This window comes from Paraburkholderia eburnea (assembly GCF_002917095.1).
GTDB lineage: Bacteria > Pseudomonadota > Gammaproteobacteria > Burkholderiales > Burkholderiaceae > Paraburkholderia > Paraburkholderia eburnea.
Genome location: NZ_PQGA01000003.1, coordinates 119,891 through 142,327 on the forward strand (window position 1 = coordinate 119,891; position 22,437 = coordinate 142,327).

Annotated in this window: 20 protein-coding genes; 4 read left to right on the forward strand and 16 right to left on the reverse strand. The window is 65.0% G+C overall.

Annotated features, from left to right (window positions below; genetic code table 11):
• Positions 1-14: 14 nt before the first annotated feature.
• From B0G62_RS08600 to B0G62_RS08640, 9 genes are all read right to left on the reverse strand, one after another.
• The gene (locus B0G62_RS08600) at positions 15-1,937 is read right to left on the reverse strand and encodes a PrkA family serine protein kinase (protein ID WP_103703772.1); all 1,923 of its coding nucleotides are present in this window, start codon (positions 1,935-1,937) and stop codon (positions 15-17) included.
• A 735-nt stretch (positions 1,938-2,672) separates the two neighbouring features.
• Complete coding sequence (locus B0G62_RS08605) at positions 2,673-3,434, reverse strand: 2-keto-4-pentenoate hydratase (RefSeq protein ID WP_103703773.1); 762 nt, start codon at positions 3,432-3,434, stop codon at positions 2,673-2,675.
• A 476-nt stretch (positions 3,435-3,910) separates the two neighbouring features.
• Positions 3,911-5,698, reverse strand: a complete 1,788-nt coding sequence (locus B0G62_RS08610; RefSeq protein ID WP_103703774.1) for a methyl-accepting chemotaxis protein — start codon at positions 5,696-5,698, stop codon at positions 3,911-3,913.
• Positions 5,699-5,992: 294 nt separating this feature from the next.
• Complete coding sequence (locus tag B0G62_RS08615; RefSeq protein WP_103703775.1) at positions 5,993-7,072, reverse strand: LacI family DNA-binding transcriptional regulator; 1,080 nt, start codon at positions 7,070-7,072, stop codon at positions 5,993-5,995.
• Between the two features lie 241 nt (positions 7,073-7,313).
• Positions 7,314-8,348: an ABC transporter permease gene (locus B0G62_RS08620; protein ID WP_103703776.1), complete on the reverse strand. Its 1,035-nt coding sequence runs from the start codon at positions 8,346-8,348 to the stop codon at positions 7,314-7,316.
• The gene (locus B0G62_RS08625; RefSeq protein ID WP_103703777.1) at positions 8,345-10,042 is read right to left on the reverse strand and encodes a sugar ABC transporter ATP-binding protein; all 1,698 of its coding nucleotides are present in this window, start codon (positions 10,040-10,042) and stop codon (positions 8,345-8,347) included. The genes B0G62_RS08620 and B0G62_RS08625 overlap by 4 nt, the downstream gene beginning before the upstream one ends.
• Positions 10,043-10,425: 383 nt before the next feature.
• The gene (locus B0G62_RS08630) at positions 10,426-11,382 is read right to left on the reverse strand and encodes a sugar ABC transporter substrate-binding protein (RefSeq protein WP_103703778.1); all 957 of its coding nucleotides are present in this window, start codon (positions 11,380-11,382) and stop codon (positions 10,426-10,428) included.
• Positions 11,383-11,571: 189 nt separating this feature from the next.
• The gene (corA, locus tag B0G62_RS08635) at positions 11,572-12,549 is read right to left on the reverse strand and encodes a magnesium/cobalt transporter CorA (protein WP_103703779.1); all 978 of its coding nucleotides are present in this window, start codon (positions 12,547-12,549) and stop codon (positions 11,572-11,574) included.
• A gap of 249 nt (positions 12,550-12,798) precedes the next feature.
• Positions 12,799-13,257 (reverse strand): hypothetical protein, encoded by a 459-nt coding sequence (locus B0G62_RS08640; RefSeq protein ID WP_103703780.1) that lies wholly within the window; start codon positions 13,255-13,257, stop codon positions 12,799-12,801.
• A gap of 229 nt (positions 13,258-13,486) precedes the next feature.
• Here B0G62_RS08640 and cydX point away from each other — a divergent pair, with 229 nt between their 5' ends.
• On the forward strand, positions 13,487-13,612 hold the full coding sequence (gene cydX / locus B0G62_RS08645; protein WP_103703781.1) for a cytochrome bd-I oxidase subunit CydX: 126 nt from the start codon (positions 13,487-13,489) through the stop codon (positions 13,610-13,612).
• 29 nt (positions 13,613-13,641) lie between these two features.
• A complete protein-coding gene (locus tag B0G62_RS08650) occupies positions 13,642-14,226 on the forward strand; it encodes a P-loop nucleotide/nucleoside kinase family protein (RefSeq protein WP_103703782.1) in 585 nt (194 codons plus the stop codon).
• A 10-nt stretch (positions 14,227-14,236) separates the two neighbouring features.
• Here B0G62_RS08650 and B0G62_RS08655 read toward each other — a convergent pair whose 3' ends face one another.
• On the reverse strand, positions 14,237-15,343 hold the full coding sequence (locus B0G62_RS08655; protein ID WP_103703783.1) for a saccharopine dehydrogenase family protein: 1,107 nt from the start codon (positions 15,341-15,343) through the stop codon (positions 14,237-14,239).
• 199 nt (positions 15,344-15,542) lie between these two features.
• Positions 15,543-16,007 carry an Lrp/AsnC family transcriptional regulator gene (locus tag B0G62_RS08660; RefSeq protein ID WP_103703784.1) on the reverse strand — a complete coding sequence of 155 codons (465 nt, stop codon included), beginning with the start codon at positions 16,005-16,007 and terminating at the stop codon, positions 15,543-15,545.
• Positions 16,008-16,294: 287 nt separating this feature from the next.
• On the opposite strand from B0G62_RS08660, the gene B0G62_RS08665 reads away from it, so the two are divergent.
• Together B0G62_RS08665 and B0G62_RS08670 are read left to right on the forward strand one after the other, a co-directional pair.
• A complete protein-coding gene (locus B0G62_RS08665; RefSeq protein WP_103703785.1) occupies positions 16,295-16,855 on the forward strand; it encodes a Spy/CpxP family protein refolding chaperone in 561 nt (186 codons plus the stop codon).
• 242 nt (positions 16,856-17,097) lie between these two features.
• On the forward strand, positions 17,098-17,532 hold the full coding sequence (locus B0G62_RS08670) for a PGDYG domain-containing protein (RefSeq protein ID WP_103703786.1): 435 nt from the start codon (positions 17,098-17,100) through the stop codon (positions 17,530-17,532).
• A 53-nt stretch (positions 17,533-17,585) separates the two neighbouring features.
• Here B0G62_RS08670 and B0G62_RS08675 read toward each other — a convergent pair whose 3' ends face one another.
• From B0G62_RS08675 to B0G62_RS08695, 5 genes are all read right to left on the reverse strand, one after another.
• A complete protein-coding gene (locus B0G62_RS08675; protein ID WP_103703787.1) occupies positions 17,586-17,951 on the reverse strand; it encodes a DUF3022 domain-containing protein in 366 nt (121 codons plus the stop codon).
• Between the two features lie 159 nt (positions 17,952-18,110).
• Positions 18,111-18,920, reverse strand: coding sequence for a YhfC family intramembrane metalloprotease (locus B0G62_RS08680; protein ID WP_103703788.1), 810 nt, complete (start codon positions 18,918-18,920; stop codon positions 18,111-18,113).
• 133 nt (positions 18,921-19,053) lie between these two features.
• Positions 19,054-20,139, reverse strand: a complete 1,086-nt coding sequence (locus tag B0G62_RS08685) for a LacI family DNA-binding transcriptional regulator (RefSeq protein WP_103703789.1) — start codon at positions 20,137-20,139, stop codon at positions 19,054-19,056.
• Positions 20,136-21,101 carry a 2-hydroxyacid dehydrogenase gene (locus B0G62_RS08690; RefSeq protein WP_103703790.1) on the reverse strand — a complete coding sequence of 322 codons (966 nt, stop codon included), beginning with the start codon at positions 21,099-21,101 and terminating at the stop codon, positions 20,136-20,138. The genes B0G62_RS08685 and B0G62_RS08690 overlap by 4 nt, the downstream gene beginning before the upstream one ends.
• Positions 21,102-21,151: 50 nt before the next feature.
• Complete coding sequence (locus B0G62_RS08695; RefSeq protein WP_103703791.1) at positions 21,152-22,435, reverse strand: MFS transporter; 1,284 nt, start codon at positions 22,433-22,435, stop codon at positions 21,152-21,154.
• Positions 22,436-22,437 lie beyond the last annotated feature (2 nt).

Below are 22,437 nucleotides of genomic sequence, written 5' to 3' on the forward strand. Positions count from 1 at the left end.
TAAAGCCTCTGCGCTCATGACGACTTGCGCACCCGCAGATACCAGTCGCAGAGCAACCGGACCTGCTTCGGCGTATAGCCCTTCGCCACCATGCGGTTGACGAAGTCTTCATGCTTGCGCTGTTCTTCCGCCGATCCTTTTGCATTGAACGAGATGACCGGCAAAAGTTCTTCCGTATTCGAGAACATTTTCTTCTCGATCACCACGCGCAGCTTCTCGTAGCTGATCCATGCCGGATTCTTCCCGGCATTGGCCGCGCGCGCGCGCAGCACGAAGTTCACGATCTCGTTGCGGAAGTCCTTCGGATTGCTGATGCCCGCGGGCTTTTCGATCTTCTCCAGCTCGGCGTTCAAGGCCGCGCGGTCGAAGCTCTCGCCCGTGTCGTGATCGCGGAACTCCTGATCCTGAATCCAGAAGTCGGCGTACGTGACATAGCGGTCGAAGATGTTCTGACCGTATTCCGAATACGATTCGAGGTACGCGGTCTGAATCTCCTTGCCGATGAACTCGGCGTAACGCGACGCCAGCACGTCCTTCACGAAGGACAGATACTTCTGCTCGGTTTCCGGCGGAAACTGCTCGCGCTCGATCTGCTGTTCGAGCACGTACATCAGGTGCACGGGATTCGCCGCCACCTCGGTCGAGTCGAAGTTGAACACGCGCGAGAGAATCTTGAACGCGAAACGCGTGGAGACGCCGTTCATGCCTTCGTCGACACCGGCGAAGTCGCGATACTCCTGGTACGACTTGGCCTTTGGATCGGTATCCTTGAGATTCTCGCCGTCGTAGACCTGCATCTTCGAGAAGAGACTGGAATTCTCGGGTTCCTGCAGACGCGTGAGCACCGACATCTGCGCCATCATCTTGAGCGTGCCCGGCGCGCACACCGCATCGGCCAGCGACGAATTGCGCAGCAGCTTCTCGTAGATCTTCATCTCTTCCGAGTAACGCAGGCAGTACGGCACCTTCACCACGAAGATCCGGTCGAGCAGTGCTTCATTGTTGCGGTTGTTGCGGAAGGCCTTCCATTCCGACTCGTTCGAGTGCGCCAGGATGATGCCGTTGAACGGAATCGCGCCGAAGCCCTCGGTGCCCTTGAAGTTGCCTTCCTGGGTGGCCGTGAGCAGTGGATGCAGCACCTTGATCGGCGCCTTGAACATTTCGACGAATTCGAGCAGACCCTGATTCGCGAGGCACAGACCGCCCGAATAGCTATAGGCATCCGCATCGTCCTGCGCGTATTGTTCGAGCTTGCGGATATCGACCTTGCCGACGAGCGACGAGATGTCCTGATTGTTCTCGTCGCCAGGTTCGGTCTTGGCAATACCGATCTGACGCAGGATGGAGGGATAGCGGCGCACCACGCGGAACTTGCGGATGTCGCCGTTGTACTCGTGCAGACGCTTGACGGCCCACGGGCTCAGGATGCTCTTGAGATAACGGCGCGGAATGCCGTATTGCTCTTCGAGGATCGGACCGTCTTCGTCGTAGTCGAACAGACCCAACGGCGACTCGTTCACGGGCGAACCCTTGATCGAGTAGAACGGTACGCGTTCCATGAGCTGTTTCAGACGTTCGGCGATGGACGATTTGCCGCCGCCCACCGGACCCAGCAAGTAGAGAATCTGCTTCTTTTCTTCGAGTCCTTGCGCCGCATGGCGGAAGTACGCGACCACTTGCTCGATCACGTCCTCCATGCCATAGAACTCGCGGAAAGCGGGATACACCTTGATCACCTTGTTCGCAAAAATGCGCGATGTGCGCGGATCATTGCGGGTATCGATCTGTTCTGGTTCCCCGATTGCCGTCAGCATGCGTTCGCCAGCCGTGGCGTACGCGCTGGGATCTTCTTTGCAGAGCGCGAGATACTCCTCGAGCGAGAGTTCCTCTTCTCGCGTTTTTTCGAAGCGGGTCGCGAAGCTGCTGTAGATATCCATGCTACCTCCTCGCCGAGATCTGCGACCGATGTCGTGCGCGGCGCGCTAATCGGAAACGACATCGCTCGAATTCATCCTAAACCCTTTTGAATTTTTTTTCACACATAAATCGCGCCTGATTCAAGGGCCGATTTGAGCGCTTGGTGCCGCGCCTGCTACGTCTTACAATGATCTTCCCTGCCCTCGCAAGTTTCACGCCGCAAGCGCATCAGATCGCGAAGGACTTCGACGTTCCAGCATCGCCACCGCAGCGAAACCGCGCGTCGAACTTCGCTGCGCGCACCCCCTCCTGCTGCGCACTGCTTCTTTCCAACAACGCATGGCCGCACAAGCCGTGTACACGCCGCAACGATTTCTACTGCCATATTTGTAACAAGTCGAGCGCGCTCTCGTGTCGGTCTCGTGTGTAGCGCCGCTTCGTCCATTGCGCATTTTTTCCTGTTTTACGCGTCGTATTTGCGCGCGTCGGTGACCTGCCGCGCATTTATTCGTGTATCTGCACAGGCGTTTTCACGCGCACCACTGCCCCTATCGCCAGTAGTGGCTTTCTCTTAACGGGCACTTGCTTGAATGCGAGAAAAATGACGCGTGTGACAGCTTGTCTGCACGCCACACCGAACAATCAGGTCAACAATCCGCTCAACAATCAGGTCAACGAAAAACGGCCATCGCGCGAGGTGCACGATGGCCGTTGACGTGTTCTCGACGCGTGCGATGACTGCGTCGCGCATCCGATCACACGAACTCGATTTCGACTTCGCCGAATCCGTCGATGTGACCGTGTAGAAGACCGGGGCCTTCGATGCGGTGAGCCCCTACGTAGGAACCCGTGGTAATCGTCCATTCCGGCTCGATGGTGATACCCATGGCCGCGCAATGGTTGACGAACCAGACCAGCAGTTCGCGCGGGTCACCCGCCGGATTACCCGGAGCTTCGGGGACGAGCGACACGCCGTCGAACGTCAGTTCGAGTTCGGGCGCGACGAAGTCGAGCGCGCGCGCAAGCGTTCCGTAGGGCTGCGCGTGGCCTGTCACGAGCGCGCCGTTGTTCTGGGCATCGGCGAGCTGGGCCAGCGGCGCGACATTGGGCCATTCGGCATAGCGGCTATCGACGATTTCGATGGCGGGCAGCACCTGCCCCACCAGGGCTAGCACCTCGTCGCGCGCATAAGCGCCGGGACGCGGCGCGACCGGCTCGGCGAAGCGGAAGGCGATTTCGAGTTCCACCAGCACGCGAAAGAAGTGCTGACGCTCGATGCGCGCGGGCGAGGCGTGCACCAGCGTGGCCGGGATCGGCGCGCCGGAGGCGGCGCCACCGGGCGTGCGCGCGCCGATCTTCCAGGCGCCCGTGGCGGTGCCGAGCCCGGCGATCACGGCCTGCTGGATCGCATAGGCCGTTGCCGCGTCGGGCGGCAGGCTCTCGGGCGGCAGCGTCTCGATCAGGTGATGGCGGCGGCGCGCCGTCACGAGGCGTTGCACGAGATCGTCACGTGTCATGTCTGGGTCCTGTTTGTACGTTCTGTACGTTCACATGCCGACGGCACCTGAGCGCGGTCTGGCCGGCATGTTGTCGTCATATCGCGTTTGCGGCGCCGCACCGCTGCGCCGCCCGGTTACACCTCGGCAAGGCGGCGCGCCCTCCCTGGCGCCCATTCGTGACCGCTTTGCCGCCCCTTTGAATACCGCTTGCCCTGCGCTTATGCGGTTCGCACAGCCGCGCAGGATGCCACCACGGCGCTTGTGTTGCACCCGCGCCGTACCAAGGCGGCTGGAGGCAGCGCAGTGTACCTTGCGTCCCTGGCTGCGCGCGTGACACGACTCACAATGTACCGTAACCCGTTGGCCACGGCGCGCGCAGGATCCACTGAGCGTCCATACGGGCGAAAAAAAGCCGCTGCAGGGCAGCGGCGTGATTGCAGCAGGCCAGGAGGCGCGGGGCGGCTTCGGTGCGCCGGAACCTTTGGATATGACGATTAGAAGGTTTCCCAGTCGTCGTTCGAGCCGGTGCTGGCCGTGGTGGCGACCGAGGCAGCAACCGAGGCAGCAACCGGGACGGCAGACCGCGCCGCAGCCGTTGCCGGCGCGCGCGGCGCCGGGGTGGCCACGGCGGGCGCCTGGCGTGCCGCGATGGGCTTCACCGCCGCACGCGCCACAGGCTTCGCGCTCGTCCTGGCGGGTGCTGCCGCAGGAGCCGACGCAAACGCCATAGCCGACGCGCCATGATCGTCGAGATTGAATACCGCGACGACAGCGCGCAGACGGCCCGCCTGATCCTCCAGCGACTGCGCGGCGGCAGCGGCCTCTTCCACCAGCGCCGCGTTCTGCTGCGTGACTTCGTCCATCTGCGTGACGGCGCGCGCGACCTGGTCGATGCCGCTCGACTGCTCCTGCGACGCCGCGGCGATCTCGCCCATGATGTCGGTGACGCGCTGCACGGCGCCGATGATTTCCGTCATCGTGCGGCCCGCCTCGTCGACCAGCGCCGAGCCTGCATGCACGCGCTCGACCGAGTTGTCGATCAGCGCCTTGATTTCCTTCGCCGCCGCCGACGAGCGTTGCGCCAGGCTGCGCACCTCACCCGCCACCACCGCGAAGCCGCGGCCCTCTTCGCCCGCGCGGGCCGCTTCCACGGCCGCGTTGAGCGCGAGGATGTTGGTCTGGAACGCGATGCCTTCGATGATCGTGATGATGTCGGCGATCTTCGCCGAACTCTGGTTGATGTCGCCCATCGTGCCGACGACCTGGCTGACCACGCTGCTGCCCCTGTTGGCGATTTCCGAGGCGTTGGCCGCAAGCTGGCTCGCCTGGCGCGCGTTTTCGGCGTTCTGCTTCACGGTGCCGGTCAGCTCTTCCATGCTCGACGCGGTTTCCTGGAGCGCCGATGCCTGCTCTTCCGTGCGCGACGACAGATCGATGTTGCCGGCCGCGATCTGGCGCGTGGCCGTCGCGATCGATTCGGTGCCTTCGCGCACCGAGCGGACCGTGTCGGTCAGGCTGCGCTGCATGCGCGAGACGCCGCCGAGCAGTTCGCCCATTTCGTCACGCGTACGCACCACAACGGGGCGGCGCAGATCGCCGGCGGCGATCGCCGTGAACGCGCCCAGCGCCTCGTTGAGCGGCTCCGAGATGGCGCGGCGCAGCGCGAGGAACGAGAACACCGAAGCGCCGATGCCGATCAGAAGCGCTGCGATCACCGCGATGCGCAACTCGCCAAATGCCGCTTGCGCGTCGTCGAAGCCTTGCTGCGCGAGCGAGGCCTGGAGCTTGTCGAGCGCGAGATCGGCCTTCGACAGTTCGTCGTAGGCGGCCTGCAGCGCCTTCGCGCCGTCGATCACCTTGCTCTGGTCGCCTGCCGTGACGATCGCGGCGAAGTTGTCGGCAGCCTGATGCAGCGCGTCGCGACGGGCCGCGACGTCCTGCGCGAGCCGGTCCTCGTCCTGGCCGCGCGGCAGATCGGTGTACTTCTTCCAGTAGCTGTCGGAGATGCCGCGCAGGTCGTGGGCGCGGGCGAGCGTGGCCGCCGCATCGGGCGTGCCGATCTGGAAAGCCGCGCGGTCAAGGGCGAGACGCTCGCGTGCGGCGTAGATTTCGGCCAGGTTGACGGCATGGCCACTGGGCATCTGGTTGGTATAGGTATCGCTGTACGCGTTGTTGGAACGCGTGAGACCGAGCAGCCCCATCACGCTGATGACGACGATGAGCGCCGCCAGAAAACCCATCGTGAGGCCGATACGCGCCTTGATGCTGATGCCCTTGTTCATGACTCTCCCGAACTTGCCGAAGGCGGTGGCTGCCGCCCTGAAAAACGAATAAGTGCAATTAACCTGCTCTTGATTTGTTTACGGCAAACGTTTGAGAGACTTGAAATTGTTATATGGTATGAAGAAAATGCCCTGATGCGCGAGGCAATAATTACAAATCAATGCCTTTTGCTTTCTAATCCTTAACAACGAGGCAGAGGTTGAACTGAGCAGGCCCGCGAGCGTACAAACGGAGGTTTGTGCGCCTGCGGCCATTTGCGCGGCTGGCGCGCCGCGCACTGAAGCGCGGCGGGGTCAGGCCGCGAGCGAGGCAGGCTCGGGTTCCGGTTCCTGCTCCTGTACGGACTCCGCCGGGGCGTTGCCGCTCCATGGTGCGGTCGATTCGCGCTGCAACAGTTGCGGCGCCATGACGCGCCGCAGCACCTTCGCGCCCATGCGCTCGTGCTCCGTCGCGCCAATGCGCTCGATCAGCGTGAGCGCCGCCATTTCGCCGAGCGCCCGCGCAGGCTGACCGACCGTCGAGAGCGCGGGCCACGTGAAATGCCCCAGCTCGATATCGTCGAAGCCGATGATCGAACAGTCGGCCGGCACGCGCAAACCGCGTTCGGCGGCGGCCCGCAGCGCGCCGATGCCCATCATGTCGTTGCCCGCGAAAATCGCGCTCGGGCGCACGGTGTCGAACAGTTGCGCCGCGGCGCGATAGCCGCCCGCGCCCGAGAAGTCGGCTTCGACGATCGCGCCCGGCGCGATCTCGATGCCGCGCTCGGCCATCGCGCGCAGGAAGCCGTGCATCCGCATGGCGCTTACGGCTGTCGTGACCGGCCCGGTAATGCAGCCGATATTCGAGTGGCCGAGTTCGATCAGATGGCGCGTCGCGAGCCACGCGCCGCGCTCGTGGTCGATCTGCACGAGATCGGCGTCGAGCCCTTCGATGTTGCGGTCCACCACCACGATCGGCTCGCGCGTGTCGCCCAGCGTCGCGGCGAGCACGGCGTCATCGCCGGCCGAGGCCACGATCAGCCCGTCGATACGCTTTTCCTGCAGCACGCGCAGGTAGTTGCGCTGCTTGACGGGATCGTCGTCCGAATTGCAGAAGAACACGCAGTAGCCTTTCTGCGCGCAGCCGTCCTCGACGCCGCGCGCGAGTTCGGCGAAATACGGATTCGTGCCGTTGGGCACCACCAGCCCGATAGTCGCCGTCGAGCGCGCTTTCAGCGAGCGCGCCACGGCCGAAGGCACGTAGTTGAGGTCGCGGATCGCCTGCTCGACCTTGGCCCGCACCTCCGCGGACACGGGCCGCGAATTGTTCACCACATGCGACACCGTCGTGAAAGACACCCCCGCCACGGCGGCCACATCTTTGATCGTCGCCATTTTCTGTTGCTCCTGCTTCGTCCTGCACGTTTTCTACTGCTGCCGCCGTACACACGGCGATTGCTCCCGGCGCCCGCGCTGATTTGCTGGTCTGCTACGTGGGCGCGCCCTCGTTACGTTCTTATTGCTGCCGATGTTGCTGTATTGCTTCGATGATCGCGTCGATGTGCGCGCTGCCCGGTCCGCAGCCTGCCTCACCCCTCGCTTCACCGCCTCTGCTGCTCTTTTTCCCTCTTTTTCATCATTTGCCGCCACCGCTTCGGCGCTTGCTGCGCCGGTTGCTGCGATACGTGTCGAGCACGACGGCCACCACGATCACCGCGCCGGTGATGATGCGCTTGGTCGGCTCGTTCGCGCCGATCTGCGCGAGTCCCGCCGCCAACACCGAAATGATCAACACGCCGAAGAAAGTGCTGACCACCGATCCCCGGCCGCCCATCAGGCTCGTGCCGCCGATCACCACGGCCGCGATCACCTGCAGCTCAAGCCCGACGCCGGCATTCGGATCGGCAGCTTCCAGGCGCGACACCTGGAACAGCGCCGCAAGCCCCGACAAGGCGCCCATCAACGCAAACACCAGAATCTTGTAAGGCCGCGGATCGACGCCCGCGAGTCGCACGGCTTCCTCGTTGGTACCGATACCAATCAGATAGCGGCCGAACACCGTGCGCGTCAGCACCAGTTGCGCAACCACCATGACCGCGACGGCGATCAGGAACGCGGGCGAGATGCCGAACGCGATCGGGTTCGACAGGAAGTCGAACGCATCGCCGATATAGGCCGTGCGCGAATTCGTCATCTGGTACGCGAGGCCGCGCGCGGCCTCCAGCACACCGAGCGAAACGATGAACGACGGAATGCGCCAGCCCACCGTCACCGCGCCGGTTAGCGTACCCGTGGCCGCAGCGGCCAGCAGGCCGAGCAGCGCCGAGGGCAACGGCCCGAGACCCCACTTGAGCGCGGCCACGCTCACCACCGACGCGCCGAGCGCCAGCACCGACCCCACCGACAGATCGATGCCCGCGATGATCAGCACGAAAGTCATGCCCACCGACATCACGACGAGATCGGGGATCTGGTTCGCGATCGTGCTGAACGTATCGTAAGTCAGGAAATGCGAACTCAGCAGCGAGAACAACACGATCATCGCCACCAGCGCGAGCGCCAGGCCCAGATAGTTCGACAGGCCGAAACGCGTGCCCACGGGCTTGCCGCTCGCGAGCCGGGCTTCGTCGCCAGGCGGCGTTTGTTGTTCGCGCAACGGTTGATTCGTCATGAAGCGCTTTCTCCTGGACTCTTTCCTGAGCCGTGATCGCCGAATTCACCGATTTCGCCCACCTGAGGATCGGGCAGATCGGCGGCATCGGCGAGCAACGCGTCTTCGGCGCGATAGCCCGCGAACGCCGCGCCAAGCAGCGCATCCTGGGTCCATTCCCCGCGCGAGAACACCGCCGTCATCCGGCCCGCCGACATCACGCCGATGCGGTCGCAGATCAGCATCAGCTCGCGCAGATCGCTCGACACCACCACCAGCGCGCGGCCTTCGCGTGCGAGCGCGCCCATCAGCGCGTAGATGTCGAACTTCGCGCCCACGTCGATGCCGCGCGTGGGCTCGTCGAACAACAGCACACGCACGTCGTTCGACACGCGCCGCGCGAGCCAGCGCCCGATCACGACCTTCTGCTGGTTGCCGCCCGACAGCTCGCCCACCGCCTGCCCCGGACCCGCCGTGCGGATGTGCATCGCGTCGATCTGCGCGGACGCCAGCGCGTTTTCGCGCGTGGCGTCCACGACGCCGTAACGCGACACCGCGCCGATATTGCCGAGCGACACATTCGCGGCGATCGGTTGCGACAACAGCAGCCCTTCGCCCTTGCGGTCCTCGGTGATCAGCGCGATGCCGAGGCGCACCGCATCCACCGGCGACCCGATCTGGACCGGCACGGGCGCGGCGCCTGGCGTCGGCGCGAGCGCGACCGAGCCGCGGCCCTTCGCATCGGCGCCGTAGATCAGGCGCATCAGTTCCGTGCGTCCCGCGCCGATCAAACCCGAAACGCCGAAAATCTCACCCGCGCGCACTTCGAACGAGACGTCGCGCACGGCATTCGCCCGTCCGAGCCCGTCGACCTTGAGCAGCGGCGCACCGATGCGCCGCTCGCCCAGATCGATGCGCTCGCCCAGCTCCCGTCCCACCATCAACGCGACGATGCGATCGGGCGTGAGGTTCGCCATCGCGTCCTCGCGCACGAGCCGCCCGTCGCGCAACACGGCCACGCGCTGCGCGATGCGCTCCAGCTCTTCGAGCCGGTGCGAGATGTAGACGAGCGCCACACCGCGCGCCTTGAGCCGGGCGATCTGCTCGAACAGCAGCTCGACTTCGCGGCCCGTGAGCATCGCCGTCGGCTCATCGAGGATCAGCACGCGCAACGGCGCGCCTTCGGTGCCGATCAGATTGCGCGCGATCTCCACCAACTGCTGATGGCCGATGCCAAGCGCTCCCACCGGCGTGTCCGGGGCGATCGCTTCGAGGCCGACCTGGGCCATCGCCGCGCGCGCATCCTCGCGCAGGCGCGTGCGATCGATCCAGCCCGTCCAGCCGAGCGCCTTCGCGCGCGGCAGATGATTCAGATACAGGTTCTCGGCGACCGAGAGCGTGGGCAGGAGATTCAGCTCCTGCATCACCATCCGCACGCCGAGCGCCTCCGCTTCCTTGCGGCTCGCCGGCGCGTAGGGCCGGCCCATCAGCGTCATGCTGCCGGCCGTGGGCGTGGTCAGACCGCCGATGATCTTCGACAGCGTGCTCTTGCCCGCACCGTTCTCGCCCGTGAGCGCAAGCACTTCCCCCGCACGCAGCGCGAGGCTGACGTCGGCGAGCACCGGCTGCTCGTAGGTCTTGCCGACGCCCGTTACCGTCAGCACCGCGTCTTCGGCGGGTGCAGGTGACTGTGCATCGGGGGCAATTGCTTCCATCAGGATCCTGTAGTCGCGCTGCCAGGGCCGCCTTCGGCGCTGTGTACGATCCGCACAAAAAGGCGCGGGCGGCGCGCGGCACGCACTGGCCCACGCCGTTCGGACGGCCCGCTTTCGGCGGCGCAATCGTGCAAACCCGGTTCAATCTGGGTTCGACCTCGCTCACGCAGTCATCACGCTACGAATAACGGCGGCGCAGCGCTTTTCTTGAGCGGTTTATTACACAAGAACCCGGCGAGCTGGCGCGCAATCCTTTGCGCAAGCCGCCGGGCCGGCCACGTCATGCATGCCGACGCAAAATCGACGATTCGGCATGCATATTTTGTGCCTTCCCGGCCGGGTCGTTTCGCCCGTCAGCCAGTGGGCTGATTGGTTGGTTGGGCTTACTTCGTGACGAGCACGACCGGCGTTTCGACCACGCCCGACAGATCGCCCTGCTTCTTGTGGTCCTTGAGCGCCTTGAGCGCCGTGTCGATGCCGAACACGGCCTGCTTCGCGGCGTACTGGTCGGCGGTGGCGAGCACGCGGCCGTCCTTGAGCATCGGCTTGATGGCGTCGATGTTGTCGTAACCGACCACGTAGACCTTGCCCTGCTTGCCCGCCGCGCGCACGGCCGAGACGGCGCCGATCGCCATATTGTCGTTGCCGCACAGCAGCGCTTTCAGGTCCGGGTATTCGTTGAGCATGGCCGAAGCGACGGCATTGCCCTTGTCGATTTCCCATTCGCCCGACTGCGTGGAGACGATCTTCGCGCCGAGCGCGTCCATCGCGTCCTTGAAGCCCGCCGTGCGCTGCTGCGCGTTGGTGGTGGTCGACACGCCCTCGACGATGCCGACCTGATCGCCCGCCTTGAGCTTCTTCGCCAGGTAATCGCCGACGAGGCGCGCGCCCTTCCTGTTGTCCGGGCCGACGAACGGCACATTCAGGTTCTTCGACTTGAGCACGTCCGGATCGAGCCGGTTATCGATGTTGACGACGATGATGCCCGCGTCCACGGCCTTCTTCACGACCGGCACGAGCGCCTTCGAGTCGGCGGGCGCAAGCACGATGGCGTCCACCTTCGAGACGATCATCTGCTCGACGATCTGGATCTGCGCGGCCGTGTCGGTCTCGTTCTTGATGCCGTTGGTGATGAGATCGAACTCACCCGCGTTGTGCTTCTGATAGTCCTTCGCCCCGGTTTCCATGGTGAGGAAGAACTCGTTGGCGAGCGACTTCATGACGAGCGCGACCTTGGGCTTGTGCCCGGCGGCCTGGGCGTGCGCCGAAAGCGGCAGCGCCGAAACGGCGAGGAGTGCAGCGGCAGTACAAAGAACGCGACGGCGAATGCGGGAGTTCATCTTTGGAGTCTCCGGTTGTCTGGCCCGGTCGGGCCGTATTTCTGGTTATGCGCAAACGTTTCTGGACGGCCCGTTCTCCAGGGCCGCCGCGCGCGCGGGCAATCGGTCAACAGGCCGCGCGTTGTTGCCACCCGCGCCGCGCCGCGTTGCGATGCAGCATGGGTGTATCCGATGAAACCGCAGAGGCTATCAGAGCCAGCCGCCGCGGCGGAACAGGATGTACAGCACGATGTCGATGACCGCCATCACGGCGAGGCAGACCTCGTAACCGTACTTGAAATGTAGCTCGGGAATGTGCTCGAAGTTCATCCCGTAAATACCCGCAATCATGGTCGGCACGGCGAACAACGCGGCAAAAGAACCGAGCCGCTTGGTCACCTCGTTCTCGGCCAGCGAGATCATGCCCAGATTCACCTGAATCGCCGTGACGATCATTTCGCGGCGCGCATCGATCATGTTCGAGATCCGTACCAGGTGGTCGTACACGTCGCGATAGTACGCCTGCATGCCGACGCACACCGCAGGTATGCGCCCGCCCACCAGCTTGCCCACCGCATCGACGAGCGGCGTGATGTGGTGCTGCAGGATCACGAGACGGCGCTTGAGGGAATACAGATCCTCGATGATGGCGCGCGACTGCGCGAGCGAGTGCTTCTCGAAGATGCGGTCCTCCAGCTCCTCGATCTCGGTGGAAAGCGCTTCGAGCACCGGCGCATAACGGTCGACCACGCTGTCCATCAGCGCGTACAGCACGAAGCCGGAGCCTTCCTTGAGCAGATCCGGTTCGCGCTCGCAGCGCGCGCGCACATCCTGAAACCCCTGCTGGGCGCGATGGCGCACGGTGAGCACGAAGTTCGGCCCGGCGAACACGTTGACCTGGCCGGCGATGATCTCGCCGTCGCCGTCGATCTCGATCGTGTGGAAGACCGCGAACAGCGTGTCGCCATATTCCTCGATCTTGGGGCGCTGGTTGCCGTTCATCACGTCTTCGATGGCGAGCGCGTGCAGACCGAACTCTTCCTTCATCGCGGCCATTTCGCCCGCGTCCGGGTCCTTGAGCGCAACCCAGACGAAGCATTCGGGCTTTTGCAGATAGTCGCTGATGGCGTCGATGTCGATATCGGCCAGTTTCTTGCCGCCCTGATACGCGGCGCAATTGATGAGCATGTTCGGATTCTTCCCGGCGGCGCGCGGCGATGATGGCGCGCCGCCTGTCCTGAAGTTGATACTTGAGTTGACACCTGGGGTGATGCGGATGCCAAGTGTAAGCGTTGGATCGACCTTCGCGCGCCGCGCCAGTTCCGTATGGCGCCCAGCAAGCGCGGTGCCGGGCGCCGCGGCGCTGCCAATGAAAGCAATGTGAAAGTTGCGGGCGCCGGAGCTGCCCGCAGCCCGGCGGCGGTGGCCAACGAGGCTTTACTGCGCAACCCGCCGGATGCCGATCCGATGATCCTTGTCGAACGTTACACTCGCGCGATTCGTGTAGCGCGGATCGACCACGAAGCGCAATTCGATCACCGGATCGAATTGCGTCGTCACGCCGATGCGGTGGATGCCCGGCTTCAGATAGAACGTGACGTGCTCGCCGTCCATGATGTCGGTGACCTCTTCGCCATCGATGTAGATGTGCGCGTCACGGAATTTAACGATGACGTCGCGGATGCGCTCGCGCCGCACGTCCACGGCGACGAGGCCCTCGCCCGGCTCGGTGTAGCCCGGCTTGAGGACGCGGGCCTGCGGGACCGGCTTGAACGCCACGGGAGGCGCGCGCTCCTCGGCGCAACCGCCTAGCGCCAGCGCCATGCTGACGGCCAGTGCAGCAAGGGGCGCGGTGCCCCACGAACGGCGACGCTCTTTGCATAGGCGCAACGGCATGGGCGCACTCCCCTTTGTCTGCTCTTTGTCCGCTCGGGCCGTGGGCTTTTGTCCCGTTTTGCCGCCGACCCGCGAGCGCCCATCATAACCGCACGCGGGCCGCCCGCCGCGCCCGGCGGCGCACATTGCGGGCGCGCATAACCGGCACGGCGGTGGCAATGGTATATGCTCCACGAATTGGCGCGCGATCGCGCCGCTTCATCCCGTCACTCCAGGGAGGTCGCAGACGATGTGGTACTTCACATGGATACTCGGCATCGGCGTTGCGCTCGGCTTCGGCATCATCAACGTGATGTGGCTGGACGCCAACGGCAAGCTCCTCACTGGCGACGGCGGCACGCAGCCCCCTGAATAAGCGTTGCACCCAACAACGGACTGGCGTACTTGACTCGACTGGTTTTCTTTTGCGGACACGCCGGCACCGGCAAGACGTCGCTGGCCAAACGGCTGATCGGCCCGCTCGCCCGCGCGACGGGCAAGCCGTTCTGCCTGCTCGACAAGGACACGCTCTACGGACGAAGCAGCGCCGCGACGCTCGCCGCGCTCGGTCAGGATCCGCACGACCGCGACAGTCCGCTCTTTCTCCACCATCTGCGCGACCCCGAATACCAGGGCCTGCTCGACACCGCACGCGAGAATCTGGCGCTGGGCGTGAGCGTGCTGGCGGTCGGTCCGCTATCGCGCGAGGTGCGCGAGCGGCGTCTGCTGGATCGGGACTGGCTGGGGGTGAGTCAGGACGTGGCGCTTGCCGCCGTCTGGGTGCGGGCCGCCGAGGAGACGGCCCACCAGCGCATCGTCGCGCGTGCCCACCCAGGCGACGCCTGGAAACTCTCGCATTGGGACGAATATCGCCAGCGGCGCTTCGAACCCGAAGGCGCGCAACTGGACGACCTCATCGTGTTCGACACGACCGCGCCCGCGCAAGGCGATTACGACGCCCTGCTACACCGGCTTGCGCAGGCTACCTGAGCCAGACCGCCTACACCACCGCGACCGGCGCGAGCGCATCGAGCGTCGCGCCTTCATAGACTTGCCCGAAGCGGTTGGCCAGAAACTCCGCCAACGGCACCTGCTCCTGGCGCACAAAACCCGACTGCGGCAGACGCTTTTCGCGGAACAGGTCGAGCACCGCGCACATCGCGCCTGCCGTGGTGATCTGGATCGCGCTCATCGGCACGCCGCATACCGTTTTGGCGAAGATCTTGCGCGTGAAGACTTCCTGCACGAGCTGCCCGTTGCGCATACCCGTGACCGTCATGAAGATCAGCACGACGTCCTGCTCCGTGGCGGGAATCGCGCGGCGCATGATCGACTTGAGCACATCGCGATCGTTGGACAGCCGGAGATCCTCGAGCAGGAACTGCATCAGCGCGCGATGGCCCGGATAACGCACGGATTTATAGTCGAGCGATTCGACGCGGCCCGACAGCGTCTCGCACAGCGTACCCAGACCGCCCGAGGTGTTGAATGCTTCGTACTCCACGCCATCGAGCGAGAAATGCTCCAGGCCTTCGAGCGGCTGGACCCATTGCGTGCGGCCGTCGCGGATCGCTTCGCAAGGCTGGCAGTATTCGTTGATGAGGCCGTCCACGCTCCAGGTGAGGTTGTATTTGAGCGCGTTGGTGGGGAATTGCGGCAGCGCGCCCACGCGCATTTTCACTTCGCGGATCTCGCTGAAACGGCTCGCGAGCGCGTGCGCGGCGAGCCCGATAAAGCCAGGCGCAAGCCCGCATTGCGGCATGAAGGCGTGATCGGCGCCATCGGCCAGCGCGCGGATCGCGTGCGTCGCGCGCACGTCCTCGGTCAGATCGAAATAGTGAACGCCGGCGCCCTTCGCGGCGGAGGCCACGTTCACCGCGAGGTAATACGGCAGCGCGTTGATGAGCACGTCATAGCCTTCGAGCGCGCCGCGCAATGCTGCGGCGTCGGCGGAATCGACGCGGACCGTGGGGATGCCCTGGGCGGCGAGCGCTTCGAGTGCATGCGCATCGCGGTCGAGCGCGGCCACTTCATAGTCCCCGGTTTCGCGCAGCATGTGTGCAATGGTGTGGCCGATCAGGCCGGCGCCTGCGATAGCGACTTTCATCTTGCCTCTCCTTTTTGATGTTCTGTGGTCGGGGGCCATGCCGCGCCCGCTCCGCTACAGTCTAGGGAGGTGCAAAATCAGATCATAGGCACAAAATGATGCGCTTCGACGTCGGCTTTCGTCATTTGGACGAAGGTTTTGGTCGAAATGACGAAAACTCGCATAAATCGTGTTAACGCTGCCGCGCTCGCAGCCCCGCTCAGCCCATGACCGTGCCGCGATCGATCTTGCGCGCCAGCACGATCGAGGTGGTCGTGCGCTCGACGCCTTGCATGCCGCCGATCTGGTCGAGCAGTTCGTTCAGACGCTCGGGCGAATCGGCGCGCAACCATGCCACGTAGTCGTATTCGCCGCTCACCGCGCAGAGCAATTGCACCTCGGGCATCTTGCCCAGACGCTTCTGCACGTCGGGACCATGACGCGGCGCGATGATGAGACCGACCCACGCCTGCAGGCTCGCATCGAGCACATCCTGACCCAGCCGCACGCCATAACCCGCGATCACCTGCGAACGCTCGAGCCGCGCGATGCGCGCGAGCACCGTCGTGCGCGCGACGCCCAACTGGCGCGCGAGATTCGCCACGCTTTCGCGGGCATTCTCCTGCAGCAGCGCAACGAGGCTGCGGTCGAGATCGTCGAGTTGATCGAGGCGCGGCGGTCTCATCGTAGGTCGGGCTCCTGGGCACGAAAGCGTTGGGTTGGTGTGGGAAGATCCGCGCCATTATCGCCCGCGTATGCGCGATGCAAAGCGGCGTGTTTCAGCTTATTTCTGAGCGTTTCGTTTGTAAGCAGATGTCGCATCATCGCCGTTTTGTCGCGATAACGTGGTACTAATATCGTCTGCAACCCGCCTGCACCCGCTTTGGTCGTTTTTTGGTCGTTTGGGTGTTGCGCCTGCTCGCTACGAAATAGTCACGAACTCGCTACGAAATGAAGATCCAAGGAGCAACAATGAAGAAAGCTTTCGTCATCCTTGCCGCCACGCTTACGATGAGCGCCGCCTTCGCGCAAGGCGCTGTCGCACAGACCGCCGCGCCGGCCGCCGCAGCCGCATCGAGCGCCGACGTGCGCGCCGCGCAGCATCAGCAGCGTGTGGAAGAGCGCATTGCGTACCTGCATTCGGCGCTGAAGATCACGGCCGATCAAGAGCCGCAATGGAAGACGTTCGCCGATGTGATGCGCAGCAACGGCCAGACCATGGCCGATCTGTACAAGCAGCGCGTGGAAGGCGAAGCGCAGCGTAACGCGCTCGACGACATGAAGCAGTACGCCCAGATCACCCAGGCGCACGCCGACGACATGCAAAAGCTCGTGACGGCCTTCGAGCCGTTGTACACCGGTTTCTCGCCGGAACAGAAGAAGCTTGCGGACACGACCTTCCGTCACCCCGAGCACGGTCAGAAGGGTGAAGCAGGCCAGGCGCATCCGAAGCACAAGCTGAAGCCGAAGGCCAAGGCGCCCGCCGCGGCAGCCAGCGGCGCCGACGCCGCGAGCGCACCGGCTGCTCAGTAAAACCACTCGATAAAGCTCCACGGAAATCGCGCGCGCTCGCGTAGCGGGCGATTTCAAGGTACGCTTGCGGACCGCACGACGGCCGGGTAATTTGCCCGGCCGTCGTGCTTTTTGTCGTGCCCGTTTCTGCCGACTTATTTCTGCCGACTTATATCAGCTAAAGTACCGGCTAAAGTTTGAGCCCGTATTTCAGGCAGTTTTCCCGCCTGGACATCCTTCGCGGCAGGTCCGCCATTACCACCATGATTGAATTGACCCAACTCGACCTCGCCGCCGATCCCGCCGCGCAACGCGTGGTCAAGGACGAAACCGTCACCGTCGAATTCGCCGCCGCGCCGGGCGAGCTGATGAGCCTCGAAGGCCCGAACCGCTTCGCGCCCGGCGACGCCATCATCACCGGCGCCACGGGCGAGCGCTGGGTCGTTTCGCGCGAGCGCTTCGATCCGAAGTACCTGCCCGCCGATGCCGCGCTCGCGCATGGCGCGCCCGGCGCCTACCGCAACCGCCCGAGCGTCGTGCTCGCCAAACGTGTGAACGAACCGTTCACGATCGTGCGCTCGGCCGGCGGCGACCGCCTGCACGGCGAAGCCGGCGACTGGGTCATGCAATACGCGCCCGGCGATTACGGCGTGGTGAAGGCCGCGCGTTTCGCGAAGGTGTATCGGGCGGCCGATTGACCGGCCACGCTGTAGCGGACGCATGACGCGCCCACCCTCGCCTCCAGCGCGCTTTAAGCGAATTCCTCGTCGAGATCGAGCGTGACGTCGCGCGGCGTTTCCTCGCCTTTCGCGTGCTGCTCTTCGAGCGAACCGATGGTCGCTTCCACGTAGGCGTGCAGCACCGCGAAGCTACGTGAGCGCATACGCGCGGGCAAGGCGCGGTAGCGCGCCAGCGCGGCGGGCGCGATGGCCACGGTCAGCGTCATGCGGCGCGCAGCCGTGCCCATGCGCATGGCGACCCAGTGCACGACCAGTTGCGGCGTGCCGTTTTCGGCGGCGTGCTCGGCAAAGCGCGTCTGCTCGGGGAACAGATCGGCGATCACGCGCGCGAGCTGCTCGATATCGGCGCTCGCGCATTCAAACAGATAGTCTTCCATCGCTCGGTCATGTCCCCGGTAGTGTCGCGAGTGCCGCAAAGGCCGCAGATTCAAGATAGCGCCGAAGCGTACCCGAGCCGCCGCCGTGACGCCAGTGCCGTCAGGCGCGCTCAGTTGCGTTCAGTTGCGCTCAGTTGCATTCACGTGCGCTCAGAGACGTCAGGCCGCGCGAGCCTCGCTGCGGCGCGGCGCGCAGGTCTTGAACAGCACGATCGCGGCGACGATCGCAAGCGACACGTAGAGCGCATCCACGGCGACCAGCGGCAAGAGGCCCGCCTGGAACATCGCGGCGGGCACGTCGATCAGCGCGTGCACGAGAATCGCGATCGGCAGGATCGATTTGCGTCCCGCCTGTACGCCGCGCCACATCAGCACCGACAGCGCGATCTGGAACACGAAAGCCGCCGTGCGCTCCAGCGCGAACACGCCCGCATGCAGCGGCGAAAGCTCGGCGAGGATCAGATGCACGCGCAGCACCGAATCCATCGTGAGATTGCTCAGATGCCCGTCCAGGTCGCCGCGATTGGCGAGCACCGCGAAAAAGATCCATTGCAGTTGCACCAGCACGCCGACAAACCACGCCTCCGCGCCGCCGTGGCCAATGCCGTAGGCGAGACCCGTGCTGTCCTGCGGCGAACCGGACAGACGCCCGCCGCGCCGCGCGAGCATGCGCATCGCGATATAGCGCCCGACTTCCTCGCACACGCCCGCCACGAGCGCGCCGTAGATCACGAACGCAATGGGGTTGGTCAGGAAGTCGGCGCTCCGGGCGTTGTCGTGCAGCAGGAAGCCGTTGAGCGCGCGCTCGATGACGGTAGCGAACAGCGCGAAGACGGCGATCCCGGCGATGGTGTCGCGCCAGTCGAACAGGAAGGGCCGGCGCAGCCGGCGATAAAGCGAAATCGGCAAGAAGGCGACGAAAAGCGTCGCGAGTGAGAGACAGACTAGCGTGACCGGTTCTACGTGCATGGGGTTCCTGGGGTTCCTCTAACGTCCGGCGTGCGCACAAAATCATTCATGCCGCCCGCCGCAGCCCGCATCATCGCAGAAAATGGGCCGATCGCGCAGCCTCGGCTGCGCGCGGCCCCGGCCCCGCTCCGGCTTAGCCCAGTGTCGAGGCCCGTACCACCAGCTCGCCGGGAAACGCCGCCGCACGGGCGGCCGGCGCCGCGCCTTCGATGCGCTCGTGCAGGAATTCGACGGCGCGATAGCCGATCTCGCGCGTCGGCTGGCGGATCGTGGTGATGCCGGCCAGTTCGGCCCATTCGGGATCGTCGATGGCGATCAGCGCGACCTGCTGCTGCCACTGCGCGCCGAGCTTCGCCTTCAGATGGAGCGCGAGGCGCAGCGCCACCGGCGCGTTGGCCGCGAACAGCGCGCAGCGTGCGCCGCGTCGGGCCGCATCGGCAAGATGAGTGTCGAGCGCCGCAAGCGAGGCTTCGATGGCGGCTTCCTCGCGCAGATCGAGCACATGCGTGCTCCGTGCGGCCCGTGCGCCTTGGATCGACGCACGAAACGCCGACTCGCGCTCGCGCCGCGAACTCACCTGCTCGAACGGCTGCACGACGAACACGAGGTCGTCATAGCCGCGCTCGATCAGGTGCTGCACGCCCTGACGCACGGCGGCCGCGTTGTCGAGGCCAACCATATCGGCGTCGAGACCGTCGACGGTACGGTCCACCAGCACGGCAGGAATGCCGCCGCTGCCCACCGGCTTGAGCATCGATTCGCGCACGCCCAGCGCATTGACGATCACGCCTTCCACGCGATATGTCGTGAGCAGTTGCAGATAACGCCGCTCCATATCGACTTCGTTGGCGGCGTGGCAGATGAGCGGCATATAGCCGAGCGCGTGGCAGGCCTCTTCCACGCCTTGCAGGACTTCGACCGAATACGGGTTGGCCAGATCCGCGAGCAGCAGGCCGAGCAGCCGGTTGCGGCCGCGCTTGAGGCCGCGCGCCATCTGGTTGGGCCGGTAGTCGAGCCGCTCGATCGCCGCTTCGATGCGCGCGCGCAGATCCGGCGAGAGCACCGACAGCTCGCCGTTCAGATAGCGCGAGATGCTGGTCTTGCCGGTGCCCGCCTCGCGCGCGACGTCGCTGATGGTCGCGCGGCGCGCGCCGCCGCGCGTCGTGACTGCGGCGGCATCGGCGGCTGCGGCGTCGGGGGCGCTCGACTCGACCGTCATTGCGCCAGCACCTCGCGGTTGACGATATTCGTGCGCAGCGTGCCCGCAAGCGCCGCGACCAGGTTCTCCGCCGCGTTGCGCGCCATCGCGTGACGCGTCTCGTGCGTGGCCGAGCCGATGTGCGGCAGCGCCACCACGTTCGGCATGCGCAGCAGCGGCGAGGCCGGATCGATCGGCTCCTGCTCGAACACGTCGAGACCCGCGCCGTGGATCGTGCCCGCTTCGAGCGCCGCGATCAGCGCTTTCTCGTCGACGGTCGCGCCGCGCGAGGCGTTGATGAGGATCGCGCTCTTCTTCATCCTCGCGAATTGCGGCGCGCCGATCATATGGCGCGTGGCGTCCGTGAGCGGCACCTGCAGGCAGACGAAATCCGATACCGCAAGCAACTCGTCGAGTTCGACACGGCGCGCGCCGTACTCGCGCTCGGCGGTCTCGTTCGGGCTGCGGTTGGTGTAGAGCACGTTCATGTTGAAGCCCAGCGCCGCGCGCCGCGCGACCGCGCCGCCGATGCGCCCCAGCCCGACGATGCCGAGCGTCTTGCCCTGCACGTCCACGCCGAAATGCGCCGGGCCGATGCTCGCCTTCCACTGGCCGGCCTTCACCCAGTCGGCCAGCTCGACCACGCGGCGGGCGCTGGCGAGGATCAGCGAGAACACCGTATCGGCAGTCGATTCCGTGAGGACGTCGGGCGTGTGCGCGAGCACGATGCCGCGCTGCGTGAGGTCGGGCACGTCGAACTGGTCGAAGCCCACGGAAATGGTCGACAGCGCCTTGATGCGCGTGCCGTCGAGCATCGCGGGCGTGATCCTGATGCTCGAGCCGATGGCGCCGTCGGTGTCCTTGAGCGCGGCGCTCAAGGCCTGCGTGTCGCTACCATCGACGAACACGACTTCGGCATGCTCGCGCAGATAGTCGGTCACATCGGCGGGCAAAGTCTTGTAGGCAACGATTTTGTGCTTCATAGGTCCGCGGTTTCCGTTGGGTCGATTTGGGTCGGTTTGGGTCAGGTCTGTTATTTTCCATGCGCCGGCGCGACATAGCCAGGCGCGTCGTCGCGGCGCGGCTTCACGGCGAGCGTGAGGCCCACCGACACCAGCAGCGCCGCGCTCATGAACGCGTAGGATGCCGCAGGCGAGCCAGTCGCGCCATTCAGATAGCCGACCACATACGAGCCCACGAACGAGCCAAGCGCGCCCATGCTGTTGATGAGCGCCATCGCGCCGCCCGAGACATTCTTCGGCAGCAGCTCCGGCACGATCGCGAAGAACGGGCCATACGGCGCGTACATCGCCGCGCCCGCGATCACCAGCAGCGCATACGAGGTCCAGAAGTGCGTCGCGCCGAGCGCGCAAGAACCCGCGAAGGCCATCGCGCCGATCAGCAGGAACGGCCACACGAAGGCGCGGCGGTTATTGAGCTTGTCCGAAGCCCACGAGGCGCCGAGCATCGCGATGGTAGCAGCGAGATAAGGCATTGCCGAGAGCCAGCCCGTCTCGACCATGCCGAGCGACGAGCCGTCCTTCACGATCGACGGCAGCCACAGCACGAAGCCGTACACGCCGATGCTCCAGCAGAAGTATTGCGCGCACAGCAGGATCACGGCGGGCGAGCGGAACGCTTCGGCGTAATTTTTCACCGGCTTGATCGCGGCCTGCTCGGCGCGCATGGCGGCGTCGAGCGCGCGCTTTTCGTCGTTCGAGAGCCACGTGACCTGCGCGGGCTTGTCGCGCACCAACAGCCACCAGCACACGGCCCAGACCACGGCGGGCACGCCCTCGGCGATGAACATGTGGCGCCAGCCGTAGGCGTGCACGAGATAGCCCGAGACCACCGACATCCACAGCACCGTGACCGGATTGCCGAGGATCAGGAAGGTGTTGGCGCGCGAGCGCTCGGTCCTGGTGAACCAGTTGCTGATATAGATCAGCATCGCCGGCATCACGGCCGCTTCCACCACGCCGAGCACGAAGCGGATCACCATCAGCGAGGGGATATTGGTGACGATGCCCGTGAGCGACGCGCAGCCGCCCCACAGCAAGAGGCTCGCGAACACGAGCTTGCGCACGCTGCGGCGCTCGGCGTAGACGGCGCCGGGCAACTGGAAGAAAAAGTAGCCGAGGAAGAACAGCGCGCCGATCAGCGACGACAGCGCGGGACTGATGCCCAGATCGCGGTTGATGCCCGCCGCCGAGGCGAAGCCGTAGTTCGCGCGGTCGAGATAGGCGAGGCTGTACGTGATGAACACGATCGGCATGATCGCCCACCAGCGGCGCGGGGCAAGCGAGGTTGAGGTCATCG